Source organism: Anabaena sp. PCC 7108, from assembly GCF_000332135.1.
Taxonomy (GTDB): domain Bacteria; phylum Cyanobacteriota; class Cyanobacteriia; order Cyanobacteriales; family Nostocaceae; genus Anabaena.
Map to the genome: position 1 here is coordinate 149,539 of NZ_KB235895.1, position 18,996 is coordinate 168,534.

At 37.8% G+C, this 18,996-nt stretch carries 19 protein-coding genes; 9 read left to right on the forward strand and 10 right to left on the reverse strand.

The genetic code is table 11. The annotated features are described in order from the left end of the window. Nucleotides 1-401 precede the first annotated feature (401 nt). Nucleotides 402-1,613 carry an ISAs1 family transposase gene (locus tag ANA7108_RS0100645; RefSeq protein ID WP_016948819.1) on the forward strand — a complete coding sequence of 404 codons (1,212 nt, stop codon included), beginning with the start codon at nt 402-404 and terminating at the stop codon, nt 1,611-1,613. 34 nt (nt 1,614-1,647) lie between these two features. Here ANA7108_RS0100645 and ANA7108_RS30000 read toward each other — a convergent pair whose 3' ends face one another. The 3 genes from ANA7108_RS30000 to ANA7108_RS31295 form a co-directional block, all read right to left on the reverse strand. Beyond that, the gene (locus ANA7108_RS30000; RefSeq protein WP_016948820.1) at nt 1,648-1,785 is read right to left on the reverse strand and encodes a hypothetical protein; all 138 of its coding nucleotides are present in this window, start codon (nt 1,783-1,785) and stop codon (nt 1,648-1,650) included. Between the two features lie 268 nt (nt 1,786-2,053). Next, a complete protein-coding gene (locus tag ANA7108_RS31290) occupies nt 2,054-2,437 on the reverse strand; it encodes a sensor histidine kinase (RefSeq protein ID WP_369750688.1) in 384 nt (127 codons plus the stop codon). A 66-nt stretch (nt 2,438-2,503) separates the two neighbouring features. Then, nucleotides 2,504-3,154, reverse strand: a complete 651-nt coding sequence (locus tag ANA7108_RS31295) for a response regulator (protein ID WP_016948822.1) — start codon at nt 3,152-3,154, stop codon at nt 2,504-2,506. A gap of 219 nt (nt 3,155-3,373) precedes the next feature. Here ANA7108_RS31295 and ANA7108_RS0100660 point away from each other — a divergent pair, with 219 nt between their 5' ends. After that, nucleotides 3,374-4,093 (forward strand): response regulator transcription factor, encoded by a 720-nt coding sequence (locus tag ANA7108_RS0100660; protein ID WP_016948823.1) that lies wholly within the window; start codon nt 3,374-3,376, stop codon nt 4,091-4,093. A gap of 183 nt (nt 4,094-4,276) precedes the next feature. Here ANA7108_RS0100660 and ANA7108_RS0100665 read toward each other — a convergent pair whose 3' ends face one another. Continuing rightward, nucleotides 4,277-4,855: a siphovirus Gp157 family protein gene (locus ANA7108_RS0100665; RefSeq protein ID WP_016948824.1), complete on the reverse strand. Its 579-nt coding sequence runs from the start codon at nt 4,853-4,855 to the stop codon at nt 4,277-4,279. Nucleotides 4,856-5,267: 412 nt separating this feature from the next. Here ANA7108_RS0100665 and ANA7108_RS0100675 point away from each other — a divergent pair, with 412 nt between their 5' ends. From ANA7108_RS0100675 to ANA7108_RS0100695, 4 genes are all read left to right on the forward strand, one after another. After that, nucleotides 5,268-5,552, forward strand: a complete 285-nt coding sequence (locus ANA7108_RS0100675; protein WP_016948826.1) for a hypothetical protein — start codon at nt 5,268-5,270, stop codon at nt 5,550-5,552. A gap of 70 nt (nt 5,553-5,622) precedes the next feature. After that, nucleotides 5,623-6,060, forward strand: a complete 438-nt coding sequence (locus tag ANA7108_RS26575; protein WP_016948827.1) for a hypothetical protein — start codon at nt 5,623-5,625, stop codon at nt 6,058-6,060. Between the two features lie 88 nt (nt 6,061-6,148). Further along, nucleotides 6,149-6,352, forward strand: a complete 204-nt coding sequence (locus ANA7108_RS0100685; RefSeq protein ID WP_016948828.1) for a hypothetical protein — start codon at nt 6,149-6,151, stop codon at nt 6,350-6,352. Between the two features lie 618 nt (nt 6,353-6,970). After that, nucleotides 6,971-8,506 (forward strand): NAD(P)/FAD-dependent oxidoreductase, encoded by a 1,536-nt coding sequence (locus ANA7108_RS0100695; RefSeq protein ID WP_016948830.1) that lies wholly within the window; start codon nt 6,971-6,973, stop codon nt 8,504-8,506. Between the two features lie 143 nt (nt 8,507-8,649). Here the strand turns inward: ANA7108_RS0100695 and ANA7108_RS0100700 are convergent, their stop codons facing one another. After that, nucleotides 8,650-9,096 (reverse strand): hypothetical protein, encoded by a 447-nt coding sequence (locus ANA7108_RS0100700; RefSeq protein ID WP_144052330.1) that lies wholly within the window; start codon nt 9,094-9,096, stop codon nt 8,650-8,652. Between the two features lie 149 nt (nt 9,097-9,245). Here ANA7108_RS0100700 and ANA7108_RS26580 point away from each other — a divergent pair, with 149 nt between their 5' ends. Beyond that, nucleotides 9,246-11,681, forward strand: coding sequence for a tetratricopeptide repeat protein (locus tag ANA7108_RS26580; protein ID WP_016948832.1), 2,436 nt, complete (start codon nt 9,246-9,248; stop codon nt 11,679-11,681). Nucleotides 11,682-11,732: 51 nt separating this feature from the next. Here ANA7108_RS26580 and glpK read toward each other — a convergent pair whose 3' ends face one another. The 5 genes from glpK to ANA7108_RS0100730 form a co-directional block, all read right to left on the reverse strand. Beyond that, a complete protein-coding gene (glpK, locus tag ANA7108_RS0100710; RefSeq protein WP_016948833.1) occupies nt 11,733-13,226 on the reverse strand; it encodes a glycerol kinase GlpK in 1,494 nt (497 codons plus the stop codon). Between the two features lie 37 nt (nt 13,227-13,263). Further along, nucleotides 13,264-15,201, reverse strand: a complete 1,938-nt coding sequence (locus tag ANA7108_RS0100715; protein ID WP_016948834.1) for a relaxase/mobilization nuclease domain-containing protein — start codon at nt 15,199-15,201, stop codon at nt 13,264-13,266. Between the two features lie 68 nt (nt 15,202-15,269). Then, a complete protein-coding gene (mobC, locus tag ANA7108_RS0100720) occupies nt 15,270-15,560 on the reverse strand; it encodes a plasmid mobilization relaxosome protein MobC (protein WP_016948835.1) in 291 nt (96 codons plus the stop codon). Between the two features lie 140 nt (nt 15,561-15,700). Next, entirely contained in the window at nt 15,701-16,780 is a 1,080-nt protein-coding gene (locus tag ANA7108_RS0100725; RefSeq protein WP_016948836.1) for an RNA-guided endonuclease TnpB family protein, read from the reverse strand. Between the two features lie 89 nt (nt 16,781-16,869). Continuing rightward, nucleotides 16,870-17,244 carry a hypothetical protein gene (locus tag ANA7108_RS0100730; protein WP_016948837.1) on the reverse strand — a complete coding sequence of 125 codons (375 nt, stop codon included), beginning with the start codon at nt 17,242-17,244 and terminating at the stop codon, nt 16,870-16,872. 301 nt (nt 17,245-17,545) lie between these two features. Between ANA7108_RS0100730 and ANA7108_RS0100735 the strand changes: the two genes are divergently transcribed. Then, the gene (locus tag ANA7108_RS0100735) at nt 17,546-17,848 is read left to right on the forward strand and encodes a hypothetical protein (protein ID WP_016948838.1); all 303 of its coding nucleotides are present in this window, start codon (nt 17,546-17,548) and stop codon (nt 17,846-17,848) included. A gap of 211 nt (nt 17,849-18,059) precedes the next feature. After that, a complete protein-coding gene (locus ANA7108_RS0100740; protein ID WP_016948726.1) occupies nt 18,060-18,731 on the forward strand; it encodes a restriction endonuclease PLD domain-containing protein in 672 nt (223 codons plus the stop codon). The last annotated feature ends 265 nt before the right edge of the window (nt 18,732-18,996 follow it).

Genomic DNA, 18,996 nt, shown 5'->3' on the forward strand with positions numbered 1-18,996 from the left:
TCTCCCAACCGTTCAGGATTATTCACTCCTGTCAACCGATTCCAAAGTTGATAACCTACCTCTGTTTTTGGTACATACAAGTTATCTGGCCCAACTTCCATTCCACCCATCGCGGTAAACTCTTTTCGTTCTGGGTCATTTAAATCTATATAAGTTGCGCCCTGTTCTAAACGACTTCCAGGTGGTAAAAGTGTAATTTGCCTAAGTTCGTCGCTTGTATACTGTGGAAACTTTGTATGTAAATCTTTGATTTCAAAAGCATTTAGACTTAAATCTGATTTTCAGGGTTAGCGCGTCTCAAACTCCCTGGACAAGGGGATTCATCGGATACATGGGGGATGTTCAAGTGAGACAACTCAAATTAGATTAAGGTATAACCCATAGATCTGCCAATCTGAGTAATGTCAACAGGATTTGAGAAAAAGAAGCGGAAAGCCAAAACGTCTGTTCTACCCAGTCTAGACAGTCAAGATATTGCCAGTAAATTTCAGCGACACTTTACAGAAGTAAAAGACCCTAGAGTGGAAAGGACTAGACTGCATTTACTCACTGATATTATCACCATTTCCTTGTTGGCAGTAATAGCAGGCGCAGAGGGTTGGGAAGATATTGAGGAATATGGACTCAGTAAAAAAGAGTGGTTAGAGACATTTTTAGAATTACCAGAAGGAATACCCAGTGCAGATACATTTAGAAGAGTATTTGAGAGAATAAACCCCAAAGAATTTGAGCAATGTTTTCGTAAGTGGGTGCAATCACTAGTTGACAACTTAGGTGTAGAAGTAGTCGCTATAGATGGTAAAACTCATCGAGGATCATATGATCGAGAATCGAAACTAAAAGCCTTACATACAGTGAGTGCATGGGCTTGTGAAAATAGGTTGATTTTAGGACAAATGAAGGTCAATTGTAAATCAAATGAAATCACAGCAATTCCAGCACTGTTAGAAACTCTAGACTTATCCGGCTGCATTATCACTATTGATGCAATGGGTACACAGAAATCAATTGCTGAACAAATCATAGCCGGAAATGCTGATTATATTAGCTTGAAAGATAATCATCCCACCCTACATCAACAAGTGAAAAATTGGTTTGAAACAGCACAATTACTAGACTTTAAAGGTGTTGATGTCAGTATTAGTCAACGGGTAGAAAAAGGACATCATCGCATCGAAAATCGCACAGTTTATACCGTTCCAATTTTACAATTACCAGCACTTTATGAACAAAACCAATGGGCAGAATTGACAACAGTAGTCATGGTAGTTCGTAAGATTCAGCATTGGAATAAAACTACCCATGAAGTGCAATTTTATATTACTAGTCTGAAGAGTGATGCTAACAAAATTGGGAGTGCTATTCGACAACATTGGGGGATTGAAAACTCTGTTCATTGGACATTGGATGTCACTTTCCATGAAGATGAATCTCGAATTCGTTCTATGCACAGCCCACAAAACTTTGCTTTACTACGTCGCATTGCTCTCAATGCCTTAGACCGAGAACCTACTTTTCGTCGCAGTATTCGACAAAAGTCACGGCGAGCTGCTATGAATAATCTGTACATGGTTTCTGTGTTAGCCGCATCTCTACCAAACTCTTCTCCTTGAGTAGAATCCTCTTGTCAATAGGTTTTGAGATGCGCTAACCCTGATCTGATTTTTCTGGATGTAATCCCTGAAGATGAGGATTTTGCCCAGCCTCAAGTTGTGGATTTAAATCCTGTTGCCATTCGTCTGCCTTAGCATCTGTTGGCCGCCCTTGTTTCTGCATCTGTGCCATGACAAAATTCTCCTTGGCTGTGATTAATACCCTACCTCCTAACTCTTAAGCAGCATCTGCTGTTTCTTTGCTGTTAAGAAATGGAAGTCAGACATTTGTAGCAATACTTTTTGTCTTACTACCAATAAGCCTCAGTCAAATGAAAATGCCGACTGCCAAAAGAAGGAACTAAAAAATTTTCCCTCTTATTATGGTGGTATTTACAAGGTCAAAAGCTTTTTATACTTTGCTAGAACCTCTTTTGCTTAAGCGGAGGGTAGGGAGGATATCAAATAGGCAAATGAACTGTGAAAATGCTGCCTTTCCCTACAGTCGATGAAACGGAGATATTACCTTGATGGGCTTCAACAATTTGACGGGACAAATATAGTCCTATACCGTTACCCGGACGCTGATGCTTACCCTGTCGAAAGCGTTCAAATAAAAGTGATTTTTCTGACCGACTTATGCCAATACCTGTATCCTCTACTTCAATCGTTACTCCTTGAAAAGTGGAACTGAGACGAATTTCTACTGACCCAGCATCAGTGAAACGAATGGCATTACCAACTAAGTTAATTAGTAGTCGGTGTAGTTCTATCCTATCGCCCCGCACTTTTACCGCAGATGGTTGTATGTTGTTTAATTTGGCGTTGAGAGTTAAATTTTTCACAACAGCTAAAGGTTTTAGTTCCCTAACTACTTTTTGACTTAACTCCCACAAGTCAACGAGAAAAAATTACAAATTCTTACATCCTGCTTCATACTGATAAACCTCCAGCATATTTTCAACCATTGACAGTAGCATTTGATTACTTTCAGTAATTTGTTGCAGATATTCTTGGATTTCTGACAATTGTTGACCAAAATTTCCTTTTTGTATCATTCCCAGGAGTTGAATTGCTGAGGTCAACGGAGTGCGTAAATCGTGAGTTATGTTCATCACAAAATCTTCGCGGCGTTGGCAGGCAATTTGATCACGTTGATTGATACTGTGTTTTAACCGGAGGAGCGAGCGCACTCGTGCTAACAATTCTTTTTGCTCTACAGGCTTAATCAAAAAATCGTCAGCACCCGCCTGTAAACCTTGAATGAAAGAGAACTCATCACAATTGGTAACGAGCAAAACGGGTATGAAAGGTAAATCGGAATTCTGCTTAATCTGTTTAGTGATTTCATAGCCATCAATATTTGGCATCAAGGTATCTAATAGCACTAAATCAGGGGGAGATTTGGCAATCTTAATTAAGGCTTCACTATCACTGTCTGTTACTGTTACCCTGTATCCTTGTTGCTTGAGAGTAGATTTTAGCAAGCAAAAATTTTTTGCTGAGTCATCTACCAAAAGGATACTTTCTGTTGAAGTTTGATTCAAAGAGAAAGGTGTCATACACATCCAGTAGATTTATTTAAATCAAGTTTGCTATTTATTTTTTTCTACGTATCTTAACCTTTAGATAGATTTTTACTAAACTTTAAAAATTTTCATACCTCAATAGGTAGATTTTGGTAAAAATGCAGACAAAATTCAACCGATAGAGTGAGACGTTTGTAGTCAATGATTTCCGACATTAGAGAGATTACATTTAGCTAGTCGCTGAGGTACGTCATGGAAAACATTAGAGCGGCAATTATCGAAGACCACAATTTGACTAGGGTGGGTATACGCAGTTATTTAAATGAGCAAAAAAATATTCAAGTTGTGGGAGATGCAGAGACAGCTGCTGCTGGTCTAGAATTACTTCACGATACCAAGCCAGATATTGCTATTGTTGATATTGGTTTACCGGATATTGACGGGATAGCACTGGTGCAACGGTTTCGACAATCTATGCCACCAGAAGCCGCAGAGCAAACGAAAATCATTATGCTCACTTCTTTTGCTCAAGAACAGATGGTCTTAGCTGCGTTTGCAGCTGGGGCAGATTCTTATTGTGTCAAAACCATTAAGTTTGAGTTGCTGTTAGAAGCACTGTACATGACTTATGATGGCTATTCTTGGATTGACCCAGCGATCGCTCGTATTGTTCTCAAACATATTCGTCAATCGGCGGTGGCTACGGCGAAATTGAATATTGTTCAAACAGCGCCGATTTCGGCGATTGATCCAGAACAAGCCAGTATTCTAGAAGCAAATCCACTCACAAATCGGGAAATGGAAGTTTTGGAGTTAATTGTTCAAGGCTTCACCAATCAAGAGATTGCCGATAAACTCTATATCAGCTTGGGAAGTGTAAAAGTATATGTGCGGGGTGTTTTAAACAAACTTTGTGCCAGTCACCGCACTCAAGCGGCTATCATCGCCTTACGGGCTGGTTTGCTTAATTGAAGTCACTGTTTAGCTCTTTAGTTACAGCACTTTTCTTAATGATAGGACTTACGCTCAGAGTTAGAGAAATCGGGGGGCTGGGCATTGGCAATTTGAAAAATCTTCAATACCATAATGCGCTATGCCCTATTCCTGACCTCAACAACAATAGCTGCGTAAGTCCTGAATTAGTTGAATAAACAACTAAGGTAATAGTGAATCTTGGAAGTCTTGAATTGCTGTTGCTGTCAAGGCATAAACAACCCGCCGCTTACGTTCAACATGAGTACCATCCACAGGAATTCCTTTCTTCCAAGCTGCAATAATTGCTTTCTTGTCTGCTGAGTAAACAGTCTTTTCTCTGCGATATTTTAGAGGCAATTTTTCTGCATCTAAAAGAATGTCACAACTTGGTGGGTTTTCTTTAATTGTGATCCGCAGTGAATTACCAACTATTTGCTCAGGGATAATTCCTGTGGCATTATGTTCTAAAATGGTTTCATCTAATTTCTGTCGCCACCGTTCTAGTCTTAATAGTGCTGATTGATGCACGGCTTTGAGATGTTCTAATCGTTGCTTAATAGCTGTTATTTCTGCATCTAGTTGCAATGCCAATTCGGCTTGAATATCAACAGCTTCTGATTGTACTTCTTGAGTTTCCCAAATAGCGGTGATGATAGCTGCTTCTTCTTCAGGAGTCTGACAATTGGTTAACTGTTCCCAGAGATGAGCAGCAGTTTGAGATAATCCTGCTAAAGATTGTTGAGCGAGTGATAAAACCATGATTACCACCTGCCACAAGTTTGATAGTAGTTATGTTCAGCTTCAATTTGGTTTAGAATAGCTATCGTGCCTGAATCTAAATTAGCATCGAGGCATAAATCGGAAATGACCTTTTGTGTAACTTGATTATTTTGCTCAATTACGGCAGTCAACTTAGGTTTAAGTGTGGTTACACTTTCTGTTACAATTACTGTTAGTTGTTGCATTGTTTGGGTTACATAACGCCATCAATTTGAGCGCGGTAGCGCATCTAAACTCCATCCATTTTGAAAACTTGAGTTTGCGCTATAGAAAAACTATAGGTTTCAACTTGAACGGTGTTTACCTGTGTTTGTATCCCACTTTTTTAAGTTAATTTTGTGTCCTCTGTTCGTTATTTTGTCAATATCAAGAATTAAAACTACAAAGAGATATGAAACTTATCAAAAAATCTGAAAAGCTCCTCCAAGAAACAAAAATAACCAAGGAAACGAAAAAGGAAACTAAAGAACCAAATTTGCAAGTTGCTTTTGCAAATAATCCTGATTTTGTAAATAATATAGAAGAACTAACAGGTGTAGAACAGCCAAAAGTAGGGATAGAATATCAAGAACCTAATTATGTTCCTTTACGATATCATCCCATAGTTCACTCTGTTGGCAAGACGGGATGGCAGGTTTCTGATATTTGGAAAGATATTAGATTGGATAGTTTTTAACTATTATTTAATTCCACTGCTTTTTGCTTCTAAATTGGTAAATTTTTACAGAAAGTGTGGTTATTTGGTTATGTCTAATGCGTATTATCCAATCATTCTTTATCCACCTCTAGCCAGGCGGTTTACTGATGGTAATCAAGAACAGAAGCATCTCCAAGCTTCGTTTCAAGGATGCGTGGCATTACCAGATGATAAAAGTACAGCCAAGCAAGGTGTGAGCGAAAAGCAGTTTTTTCGGCATTTACTGGCAGCTTTTCCTGGAAATTTGATTTGTCAAGCGGTTGAGTTTGAAATTCCAGGTTATCCTCTACATTACTCGGCTGATTTTATCTTTTATCATCACTTATCTGGGTTAGCTTTGGATATTGAAATTGATGAACCTTATACTGGAAATACAGGTAAACCTCACCACTGTATTGATGTTGATGATGATAAAATTCGTAACCGATTTTTCTTGGAACGGAATTGGGGTGTAATCAGGTTTGCAGAAATTCAGGTGGTTTACTAATCACTGGTGTTACAATTCATTAAAATAGTTGTCCTCCAAGTTAATGGACAAACTAAAATTGTCAAGTAGAAATTAATTGAGTATTATTATGTTTGGACTTGACAAAATTACACCAGAAAAAGTTTTGAAAGCCGGACTTATCAGTGCTGGTGCTTGTGTAGCCGCAATAGCAGCACCGATAGGAGCAGTAGCTGTTGTAGGAATTACAGTTGCAACGGCTGCTACAACTTGGGCTGCTGAGAGTATTGATGATGAACTTAAGGGGAAAAATAACAATGAAAATAAAAGTTAGTTCTTTTATTTAATTTAGCTTTAGTTTATTTTCATCTAGCAAGTAATATAGCATTTCCTAGTCTGCTGAGGTACGAAATTATCTGCGTTTATCTGCGTTCATCCTCTTCTATCTGCGGTTAATTCTTTCTTCGGTGTACCTCACTGGGATGAGAATCGCTATAAAACCCTTCCCTAATATGAGTAAGGGTTTTATTTTGCAAAAAATTTGGGCAAGCAATATCGCATTTAGTTGTAGGGTGCGTCAGATATCAAAAATCTGTTTATTTGCAGGATTTATGCAGTCTGACGCACCCTACCAATATGCCAGTTGCGTAAGTCCTGTTAAAGTACCACACCTCAATATCCAAAAGGTTTATGGGACAAAGGTTATAGGATTTCGTTTTGTAGTAGATAGTTGAGCAAAGTGCTGTAAGTAGGTTCGTGTTATAAAATTTAAATATATTGGGTTTTGTAAAATGGCTAAAACTCAACAACAATAACGGATTGAACCAACTTTACGTACCGTTATATGATTTGAATTTTTCCAGCCAACTTGCTGCTAACCAAAGTTGACGAGAATTTAGAATAAGTCCATTATCTATAATTTTTGAAAAAGCCCAGTCATCAAGCATTCTTTATGAGTAACACAGAAGTAGTCGTAATTGGTAGCGGTATTGGCGGATTGAGTTGCGCTGCACTCTTAGCACGCTATGGAATTGATGTCACAGTAGTAGAAAGCCACTCCATTGCCGGTGGTGCGGCTCATGCTTTTGAACGCAACGGTTACAAATTTGAGTCTGGACCCTCTTTATACTCTGGTTTATCTTATACCCCTTCACCTAATCCCTTACGTCAAGTTTTAGATGCCATTGGCGAAGATTTACCCTGCGTTAATTACGATACCTGGGGTTGTTATTTACCAGAAGGCTACTTTGATGCTCAAGTTGGTGCTGACCAATTCTGTGAAATATTACAACAACTGCGGGGAGATAAAGCTGTAGCACAATGGCGCAAACTCCAGGAAATTATGACACCTTTGGGTAAGAGTGCGATCGCTCTCCCACCATCTGCCTTGCGCTACGATTTAGGTGCGGTGTTAACTATGGGTAAATTTGCCCCAGCTTTACTGCAACAAGCCGCTAACGTCATCAAATTAACAGGGTCTTTTTCTAACATTATTGATGGTGTAATCACAGACCCATTTATTCGCAACTGGTTAGATTTACTTTGCTTTCTCTTATCTGGATTACCCGCAGATGGGACAATTGCCGCAGAAGTGGCTTTCATGTTTGCAGATTGGTATCGTCCTGATGTGCAGTTAGATTATCCGATTGGGGGAAGTGGTGCATTAGTTGATGCACTGGTACGGGGGTTGACTAAACATGGTGGTAAGTTAGTTTTGAATGCTCATGTGGAGCAAGTTTTAGTAGAAAATAACCGCGCTGTCGGGGTACGTCTGCGGAGTGGTCAAGAAATCCGAGCCAGTAAAGCTGTTGTTTCTAATGCTTCTGTTTGGGATACTCTCAAACTCATTCCTGAAGGGGCTTTACCTAAACGGTATGTAGAAAAGCAACAAGCAACACCTGAATGTGATAGTTTCATGCACCTGCATTTAGGTATTGATGCAGCAGGATTGCCTGAAAATCTGGGTATTCACTACATTGTAGTTAACGACTGGGACAAAGGCGTAACTGCACCGCAAAATGTGGTAGTTGTATCTATTCCTTCAGTTCTTGACCCGTCTTTAGCACCAGTGGGTAAGCACGTGATTCACGTTTATACTCCTGGTAATGAACCTTATGCTATTTGGCAAGGAAAGGAACGCAATAGCGAAGAATATGCGTTGTTAAAACAAGAACGTGCGGAGGTGATGTGGCAAGCTTTAGAAAGAATTATTCCTGATATTCGTTCCCGTTGCGAAGTTAGTTTGGTAGGTACTCCCCTTACTCATGGGCGATTTTTGCGTCGTCATCATGGTAGTTATGGACCAGCTATAGCGGCAGGGAAGGGTTTATTTCCTGGTGGGAATACACCTTTATCGGGGTTGTTGTGTTGTGGAGATTCGACTTTTCCGGGGATTGGGTTGCCGGCTGTGGCTGCTAGTGGGATGATTGTTGCTAATACTATTGCGCCTGTGCAGCAACATTTACAATTGCTGAATGATATTCTCTAGTAGCGATCGCTTCCCTCACTGTAGGCATCTCTTTTTTGTTTCTCACAGAGTTGCAAAGGAGCAAAAAATAAGATGGAAAATAAGGGTTTTGGTAACTGATCGCTATGAAAAAGAATTAGTTTAATTCAACAAACATCTATCTACTAATTAATCAAATTTCTTTCAATTGGAACTGCTAATTTTTCAGATAGTTCTAATAGATTATTGCTAAAATCAGCCGCTCCAGCAATAAGATTAAAAAGCATAGCAATTATGGTTAATAAACTTATTATTCTAATCTTGATTCTTTGGGGTTTTAGCTTCTCTGGTTTTGTAATATCTTCCTCTAAGTCTTCTAAATGTACCATAATCTCTTCACGTTTCTTTTCTGGTGAAAGCAAGAAACTGGCTTGTCCGAGCATGAGTTGAAGCTTTTCTGCACCGTAGTTGTCAAGAAGGGTTTGAGTTTTGGTAAGAAGGTTTTGTTGTTCCTGTACTAAGGCAAGTCTGAGTTGTAGTTCTTCTATAGCGCGGTTTTGAACTTCGGTAGGGTTTATTGTAGCGTGAATAAATTTGCCGTTGATATCCATCGAATTGACCTTTATTGACATTAAGCACAGCCTAGAGTTTGGGAACTTCCCAATGGAAGAGATCAGTTTTGGAAGGCTATGCGTCAGCTATCATGGAACATAGAGTAGTTTGGGAACTTGTGAAAGTTTAGTAATTCCCAAACTTTTTTGAAAAATTTGGTGCTAAATTTATGCCTAAAGTTAGTTGGAGTTCTGAAGTTAAAAAGCGAGTAGAGCGTTTTATAAGCGAATTGCTGTCTTATGCACTGGATCATAGGGATGACCTTAAACTGCAATACAAATGGGAAGATCAGGATAGTAATAGACCTAAGCTAGTAATTAAGACTCAGAAAAGATTTTTGCTTCAGTTAGCACAATTTGAAGAAAAAAGCTATCTTTACGAAGCGATTAACCGTTTAAAAGATTTAACAATTTTTGAGGATAGACGCTTTCATAAGCGAGGTCAGGATTTATGGGACTTTGCTTTGAAACTGTGGGGAAAGGATCTTGATAAAAATCTTCGAGAGTTCGATCAAGCATGGAGAAACAAACAACCTGAAAAGTCAAAACAGATAGCATCGAACAAAGTACAAGTTTCTCCAAGTTCAACAAAAACCTTTGCACCTTTATCCAAATTACCCTCAAACGTTCCTTACAGCGTTACTCCTGATAAGTTTATCGGACGTTCAGACGAATTAATAAGGCTACATCAAATTTTACAAGAAGAAAATCAGGTAGCGATAACTGCGATTGCGGGAATGGGAGGAGTCGGTAAAACAGAACTAGCTATTCAATATACTCTGAAACATTTAGATGATTATCCAGGTGGGGTCTGTTGGCTATCAGCAAGTGCGTTTGATTTAGAATCACAAATTATTGAGTTTGTTAAAACCCATTTTCCAAATTTCACCATTCCTGAAGGCATTAAAAACCAAACACAATACTGCTGGCAAAATTGGGGACAATCTGGAAAAATATTAGTAGTGGTTGATAATGTTACCAATTTTCAATCAATTCGCGCCTTTTTACCGCTCCAGTTACCTAACTTCAAAGTCCTTTGTACCACACGAGAACGTTTTATTTTTCCCTTTATACGCTTAGATGTTGATGTTCTGAAACCCTTAGCAGCAATGAGACTTCTAAAGTCTTTCATAGGTAGACAAAGACTTCAACAAGAACCTTGGACTGCAAGAGAAATTTGTAAACGACTTGGATATTTACCATTAGCATTAGAATTAGTCGGACGCTATTTAGCAGATTTAGAAGATTTATCTTTAGGAGGAATGCTTTCATGCTTAGAGAAGAAGGGACTTAGCCATCAAGCTTTAGAAAATGCTAAACCTGAAATGAGATATCAACTCGGTATAGCTGCTGCATTTGAGTTGAGTTGGGAACGTCTTGATAAAGATGCACAAGAGTTAGGATGTTTGTTAAGTTTATTTGTCTCTGCACCTATTCCTTGGTCGTTAGTAGAATCTACAAATATTTGTGAAGACTCTGATGATTTACAAGATTATAAAGCAGTCCTTATACGTTTAAATCTAATCAAACAAAAAGAACAATCAACTATTCAGTTACATTCTTTAATTCGCGAATATTTTCAGCAGAAACTAGAACAATGTGAAAACATTAACCAGTTAAAATACAAGTTTATTCAGGCAATGGTCAACAAAGCGAGAACACTTCCTGGGATTCCGACTCGTAAATTAATATCTGATATAGCTCCACACATTGCCCATATAGAAGAAGCAGCAAAAAAATTCACTGAATCCCTTAGTAACAAAGATTTAGAAGAACCTTTCATTTTTGTTACTATAGCTAGATTTTATAAATATCAAGGATTAAACGAGCAGGCATTTTTCTGGTTTGAACAATGTTTATATACAACAGAAAATCGCTTAGGTTCAGAGCATCCTACTGTAGCAATGAGTTTAAATAATTTGGGTAGTATGTGTATCAATCAAGGACATCAAAAACAAGCAGATAAATATTTAACAAGAGCCATCAAAATTTATATTCATCTTCCAAAAGTTCACCCTAATTTAGCTTTAGCTCTTAATCACTTAGCATCACTTCGCCAATTTCAACATCGCTATGAAGAGGCAATAAGTTTGTATGAAAAAAGTATACAACATTTGAAATTAACTTTAGGTAAACATCATCATTCTATTGTTAGTGTTCTTAACAACTGGGCAGGTCTTTATAGAGAGCAAGGTAATTACAAAAAAGCTATTGAATTATTAATGGAGTCTGCTGAAATCTGTCATGTTTCACAAAAAATACATCCTCTAGAAGTATCAGGAATACTAAACCATTTGGGGTTGCTGTTTTTCTTTCAAGGTTGTTATTTCAAAGAAGATCCTTCGTATTGGGAAATGTCAGAGTTCATGTATATGATGGCTTTAGATATAAGAAAAAGTTTATTGGAAGAAGATCACTTTAGTGTTGCAGTAGTTCTAAATAATATTGGCAGCCTTTATTATGCCCAAGGATTTTTAAAAGAAGCTAAGACATGGTTAGAAAAAGCATTTGAAATACTTGTATCTCGATTAGGATTAGAACATGAAGATACAATAATGTGTCGTAATAACCTTAATAAGCTTCAGTCTGAAATTACTATTGCCTAACCAAAAACCGCAAAGATACACATTTAAAAAAGCTGGCAAGAAAGTTTACATCTACACCCAATCAAAAGTCCTACTAACCGCCTTCTTCCACAACCGATAACAACCTTCTCTCTCCACCTCATCCATCTTCGCTTCCCAAGTCTGATCTAAAAGCCAATTCTCAGACAACTCCTCTAAACTACTCCAGAAACCAGTCGCTAACCCAGCAGCATAAGCTGCCCCTAAAGCAGTAGTTTCTGATACCTGGGGACGAATCACTGGCACACCTAACACATCGCTTTGAAATTGCATCAGCAGGTTGTTGTAGACCATCCCCCCATCTACCTTCAAAGCCGTTAAATTTACCTGCGCGTCTTCTCTCATCGCATCTAAAACTTCACGAGTCTGCCATGCTGTAGCTTCTAACACTGCACGGGCAATATGACCTTTATTTGTGTAGCGAGTCATCCCCACAATTGCACCCCTAGCATCATTGCGCCAATAGGGTGCAAATAACCCAGAAAACGCAGGGACAAAATAAACACCACCGTTATCTGTAACTGTACTGGCTAAAGTTTCTACCTCTGCACTGCTTTGAATTAATCCCAAATTGTCACGCAACCATTGAACCAAAGCACCTGCGATCGCAATACTCCCCTCCAAAGCATAAACCGCCGGAGTATCACCCAACTTGTAAGCTACCGTTGTCAATAAACCATGTTGGGAAATCACCTTTTGCTGGCCTGTATTCAGCAGCATAAAGCAACCTGTACCATAAGTATTTTTGGCTTCACCTACCTGAAAACAAGTTTGTCCAATTAATGCGGCTTGTTGATCACCTAAATCAGCAGCAATGGGAACTCCTGCCAAAATACCTGTAGCTTTGCCATAGATAGCTGATGAAGGGCGAATTTCTGGCAGCATTTGCCGGGTAATGCCCATAATATCCAAAATTTCCGGTTCCCAGTCCAGAGAATTCAAATTCATCAGCAAAGTCCGACTGGCATTGGTAACATCAGTAATATGCAAACCGCCTTCTGTACCACCTGTTAAATGCCACATCAAAAAAGTGTCAATTGTGCCAAAAAGAGCATTACCATTTGCGGCTGCGGCTTTTAATCCTGGTATGTTTTCCAGTAACCACTTAATTTTGGGGGCGCTGAAATAGGTAGCCAGTGGTAAACCTGTTGTGGCGCGAAAACGGTCTATTCCACCATCTGCTGCTAGTTGATTACAAATATAATCAGTTCTGGTATCTTGCCAGACAATGGCGTTGTAGTAAGATTCGCCTGTTTGCTTATCCCAAACAACTACTGTTTCGCGCTGATTCGTAATGCCAATCGCTGTTATCTCAGCAACAGTAATATTACTCTGCTCTAAGGCATCTTTAATCACAGTTTGAGTACATGACCAAATTTCCTTGGGGTCGTGTTCTACCCAACCAGGTTGAGGATAAATCTGCTGGTGTTCTTTTTGGGCATAGCCAACAATTTTACCCTTCTTGTCAAAGATGATGAAGCGGGTGCTGGTCGTTCCTTGGTCAATTGCAGCGACGTATTTGGTCATGAGTTTATGTTGCTTGGCTATGCACTGGTGAATAATATCAAAGTTCCCAATCTTGAGGTTGTGGTATTTGGCTATGCTTGGGTTGCATTTTACTATCAGTTAACAGCTTATTCCAACCCGCTTGACCAGGAAAAACTCGTTTGGCCTGTGGTAGTTCAGCTAATATCTCAGATACCAAGTCCTCATTCTCATTATCTTTAACCGCGATGATCACTGTATCAAGTGAGCGTAAAAATTCTAAAGGTATTTGAGAGCGATTTTCTGGGACAGTTTGCAAAGCATTATCAAGACTGGACAAAGTGCGATTGTCTGCGGTAGTGTGCAAAGTGCGATCGCGAAGCACTCCGTAGGAATCGCCTGGGGTAGCTTGCAAAGCATAATCGGCTACACTCCAATACAATGTTGGTTGCCGGTTTCTTTTGTCAATAGTTGATTCTAAGGCAATGACAGAAAGAACTTCGATGGGGTCACTGAGTAACACTGCTCTTGTGACCGTGGTATCCGTAGCAATCCAAAAACTACCATTTTTCGTAGGTTCAGAGTTGAGAGGAATAGGAGTAAAATCACCAGTTGGTTCTAGCTGTTTGGCAAGAGTGGGAATATCATCAAGTGTGCGTTCTACAAATACTGGTTGACCTGTTTTACTGGGATATAGCCAACCTTTTTGATACAGTTCTGTGAGCAGAGAATTGGGTAAATTGTACTGCTGGTGTAAATTTAGCTGTATTTGTTCCCAGTTTGCGGATTCTGGTGTAGGTAAAGAATTTGGTTGCCTGATAGGTGGTGTTGAATGGTCAACAGTTTGTGCTGTTAATCGTTGGATACGCTCATCATCTTGTTTTGCTCCGACTGTTGATGTTGAATGGTCAACTGTTTGCACTGTCAGTCTTTGGACGAGTTCATCATCTTGTTTTGCTCCGACTGTTGATGTTGAATGGTCAACTGTTTGTTGGATTTGAAGATGTTTGTCATTGTGTTTTTGAGCAACTTTTGGTGTGGAATTTTCAACAGGTTGCCCGATTTCAATGTGTTTTTTATCCAGTGGTGAAGCAACTTTTATTGTGCTATTTTCAACATTTGCCTGAACTTGAATGCCTTGCTCGTCCTGGTTTGGTTGATTGGATGTAACATTTTCAATATTTCGTTCCATCAGTTTTTGGATGAGTTGATCATCCCGCTTAGGAATATAGCTTACACCTAGATGCTTTTGTAAACCGGGAAAAGTATATGCTTTACCAAGATGCGTCCCACTGAAAGCCACGCCATCAAGTTGGTAACTAATGCCTTTGACTTTGCCTGTGCGAGTGTAACCAACGCAGACATTAATACCTTGTTGTTGCGATTCCTTGATAAACTCTGGCATAGTTGGGCGGTCATGGGTTGCTGCATCAAGCGATAGCGAAGCACTGCTGCAAGCAGTTCGCAACGTCCGCCGTAGACATCCCTGAAGTCTGACTCTAACACTTTCCTCTCCAGTTCTAGCAAGTTGTCTGCGTTCACCAGTAGTAGGACTGCTGTTTTCCTTTCTCTTACTTGATTCTACTGATTGCAAATTGTATTCTTTTTCTAACTTGCGAATCACAGCTTCACTTCTGGGATAGTCCCAGCTATCGGAAACTGTAGTTCCATCTAAGCGAATGCGATTGGCAACAATATGTGCATGATCATGAGTCCGGTCAGTGTGTCGCACTACGATATATTGGTTCATAGTAAAACCCATTGCTTGCAGATATTTCTGGGCGATTTCATGCCAAGTATCATCGTCTAAACTCTCATTGTGGGGCAAGCTGAGAGAGGCATGATAAACATTTCTAGTAACTTTTGGGTTAATGCGTGTAGAAAATTGCAACTCAGCAGCTAATGAACGTGGGGTCGTTTCCTCCATATTGCCACCAATTTGTCTTGCTCCTTCCTTGCCAAAAAGGTATTTGAGCAATTTGATAAAACTTTTACCTTTAACCTGTTTACCAATCAATTTTCCTCATTTTGTAAATCAGTGGTTAAATCAACTTCCGTAATTTCTCGCCGCACTTGTTTGACAAATCAATCTTCCTCGTCTTGTAAATCAGTGATTAAATCAACTTCTGTAATCTCTCTCCGCACTTGTTTCACCAAATCTCTTACCTGTTCTAACAATCCTCTATCAACAACCACTGGCTCACCCATGAGTACCGATGTATTGATAGCTTTAGCTATTTGGTTGAGGTTATTGCCTATTTTCCCCAATTCCCAGTAAGTTTGACCTGCTACTTTGGTGACACGCCTGGGTAATCTATTTTTGATAGTCTTAGCACGGAATAATTCTGCCATCGTTAAGCTATTTTCTGCTGCCATTTGTCGCACCTGTTCTTTCTCTTGCGGTGTGAGGCAGATATGAAATCTAATTGTGCGCTGCTATATAAAACCTAGACAAGTCTAGACATTTATTTCTTACTTCAATGGGAGCATGGGAGCGGTTATCCCTCAGTAAGCTTTCACGCTTTAGCCAAACGCGATAAATTAATTGCTGCATTTAGATCCCTATCCATCTCAAAACCACAGTTTTCACAGTGATAAGTTCTTTCAGACAAAGAAAGATGTTCTTTCTTGTGTCCACAATGAGAACAGGTTTTACTTGATGGATACCATCTATCAGCAATTATGATTTCACAACCAAACTTCTTAGCTTTATATTCTAACTGACGCTTAAATTCATAAAAGCCACAATCAGCTATTACTTGGGCTAATTTATGATTTGACAACATCCCTGAAATATTCAAATCTTCTACTACTATCCTCGCGTGGTTTTTGCATAAGTAAGTAGTGATTTTATGAAGAGTATCTTTTCTCAGGTTTGTTATTCTTGCGTGATGTCTAGCTAGTTTAATTTTGGCTTTGTACTTATTATTGGAGCATGAAGCTTTTCTACAGTAAATCTTAGATAATCTTTGCAGTTTAGCTAAGTTCTGCTTGTAGTGTTTAGGATTAGGGAATGTAACACGAGTGCTAAGAGTAGCTAGTTCTTTTACTCCTAAATCAACACCAACAACATCATGTTGTTTAATAGTTGGTTGACATTCTTGTTCATAAGAAAAGGCAATAAACCAACTATCAGCAGTCCTAGAAATAGTAATTGACTTACAAGTGGTATGAGGTAAACCTTCATAGGTTTTCACCCATCCCATTGTAGGTAGTTTTATTGATTTACCACCTACAGGAATTGGTTTACCGCTATTATCAATAGTAAAACTATCGTTCTTTCCCTTCTTTTTAAATTTTGGATATTCAGATAATCCTTTAAAGAATCTCTGAAAGGATTCACCTAAATTATCAAAAGCATATTGAGTAATTTTTTGACAAATACCTTTTTCTTTAATCCATGTAAATTCAGGTTTAACATAATTATTAAAAAATTTTTTGAGTATATATTTATCTGGTTTTAGTCCATCTTTATACAAATTTTGCCAAGTCGCTAAACCCCAATTATAGGTAAACCTTGCTATGCCAGCGTGTTTAGCCATTAATATTTCTTGGTTTTTATTTAACTTGAGTTTCGTTTTGATGGATAAAAGCATTGCTTGACCTCAAGAGGCTCATTTCTTCCTCCTCTGATTTTATCAAAGAATAATGACATCACACTGGTGAAAGATCCATCTTTACGCGACTAAAATCTGTTCATGAAGTCGATATAACAGGCTTGTGAACCCAGTGACCTACATTGTTCTTCAACTTGTCTCGCTTGTTCACGACCATATGGATTTCTGTCTTCTACATAACAAGCAGGCTCACGTCCGCCAGTTCTAATATACGCAGAAGTTTTTCCACAGGTATATGTTTTGTCTTCATCCGTAAAAGCCAGGCTTATACCTTCAGTCACTACTTGATCATAAGGGCATAGACAAACTCCGTCACCTGCCCAAGTTCTTATTGGCGCACGTAATTTCATGGGAACTGAATAGGGATTAGAAATTTGTGCGAAAGCACCCTGCTGAATAATAAATACAAATGGAATAGCAAGAAAAGCTAGAGGAAACTTCATGATTACACTACAGAAAAAGTTTGATGTATGGAGAATGCCAAAGTTGCTTGCAATCTAGCTATCTATTATACAGAATTTTTATAGTGTTTTTACGTTGAACTGAATATTAGTGATCACTTTCAAGATGAATAGTGTCAAAATTAATAGGTATAAATTAAAGCCAGTATATGGCTTTACACGACTTCAGAAAAAACGAAGTTTAGGGTGCAAAAGGTGGGTTGTATAATCAAACCATATACAAAATCATACAAATCCTATAGAATAAGAACATTCATCATAATACTCTTGCTCGATATTACCTATGACTGATAAACTTTACGATCCGAATATCTTATATGAAAACGAAAAAAAATACACAATTTATTTTGAAAACTTAAAAGCTGAATTTAGTAATAATTTTCAAATCTGGATTAGGAGAGCAGATTTTAATAGATCATTAGCAGTAGGTATAGTTCATACAGATTTACAAGTAGCCGTGATAATTTATCTTAAATATGGTAATTTAGATATCACAGATCCGCTAAAACCAAGAGTAATTAATTTAGCTATAAATCATTTTTTGTCAGAAAAAACTGGAGATTTAATCCTTAATATTCCACAATGAGCTATACTCATACCTTGCATATCTACGTATAGACACAGAGGATTTTAAAAAATGGGCGATAAAGATACCTGATTGTTACAGTATTTTATCTCTAAATCAATGGTTTTGGTATTATATAGAGTAATAAAATTTCATCAATTTTTATTGGTGCAAGATGTGAGTATAACAACATTGTTCAATTTCATTTACAGGATGTTTGAAAATTATTAATATGAAAAATTTATTTGATAATGAAAACGAATCTTTTTTAAAAAAACTAAATGAATTGATCAAAAATTCTATACAAGTTGATATTTGTGTTGGTTATTTTAAATTTAGTGGGTGGTGTTTAATTGTAGAATCTTTACAAGATATTTTATATATAAATAATGGTACTATTAGATTGTTAGTAGGAACAGGAGAAAATAATGATATTAATAAAACATTATTTTTTGATGATTTTTTCCACAAAGATATTAATCTAAAAAAAGAAACTCAAAATTTAAATAAATTAGTTCAGTTTCTACAATTTGGTGAACAGACAAAGAAGTTAACTGTTAAACTTATACCAAATACTCATTCTAAAATATATATTTTCACACATGAAAATCTTGAGAACGAAAATAGTATTTTTATAGGGAGTAGCAACCTTACAAGAAATGGGTTAACAAACACTATAAGAGAACTAAATTGTTATTTCACAGATAAACATATTTGCGACGAAGCAAAAAATTGGTTTGAACAAAAATGGAATCTTGATTTAAGCAAAGATATTACTTCAGAGTTATGGAATTCTGTATATGAAAAAAATCTTTTGAAATGTGATGAATATGATGAATATTATGATGTTATAGAAGATGAATTAGAAAAATACTACTATGAACATTATTATGATATGAACTAAAACTATAAGATATCGGCTGCTATGTTGTTTTTAGACAAAAATTAACAGCCGCAATATGGAATATATCAGCTTCTCGATAAGATAAATTAGAACAAGTCAGTTTTCTAGTCAAAGAATTGCCACGTTTGGTGGTGTTGGTTGTGAACCTCTACCTGTACCTGTGAAGAAAAAGTGATTTTTCAACCTAAATTCATGTCTGGAGTTCCGTCCATGACGTAAATTAACCATACATTCAAATGTCTTGTTTATCCCGATGTATCTAGTT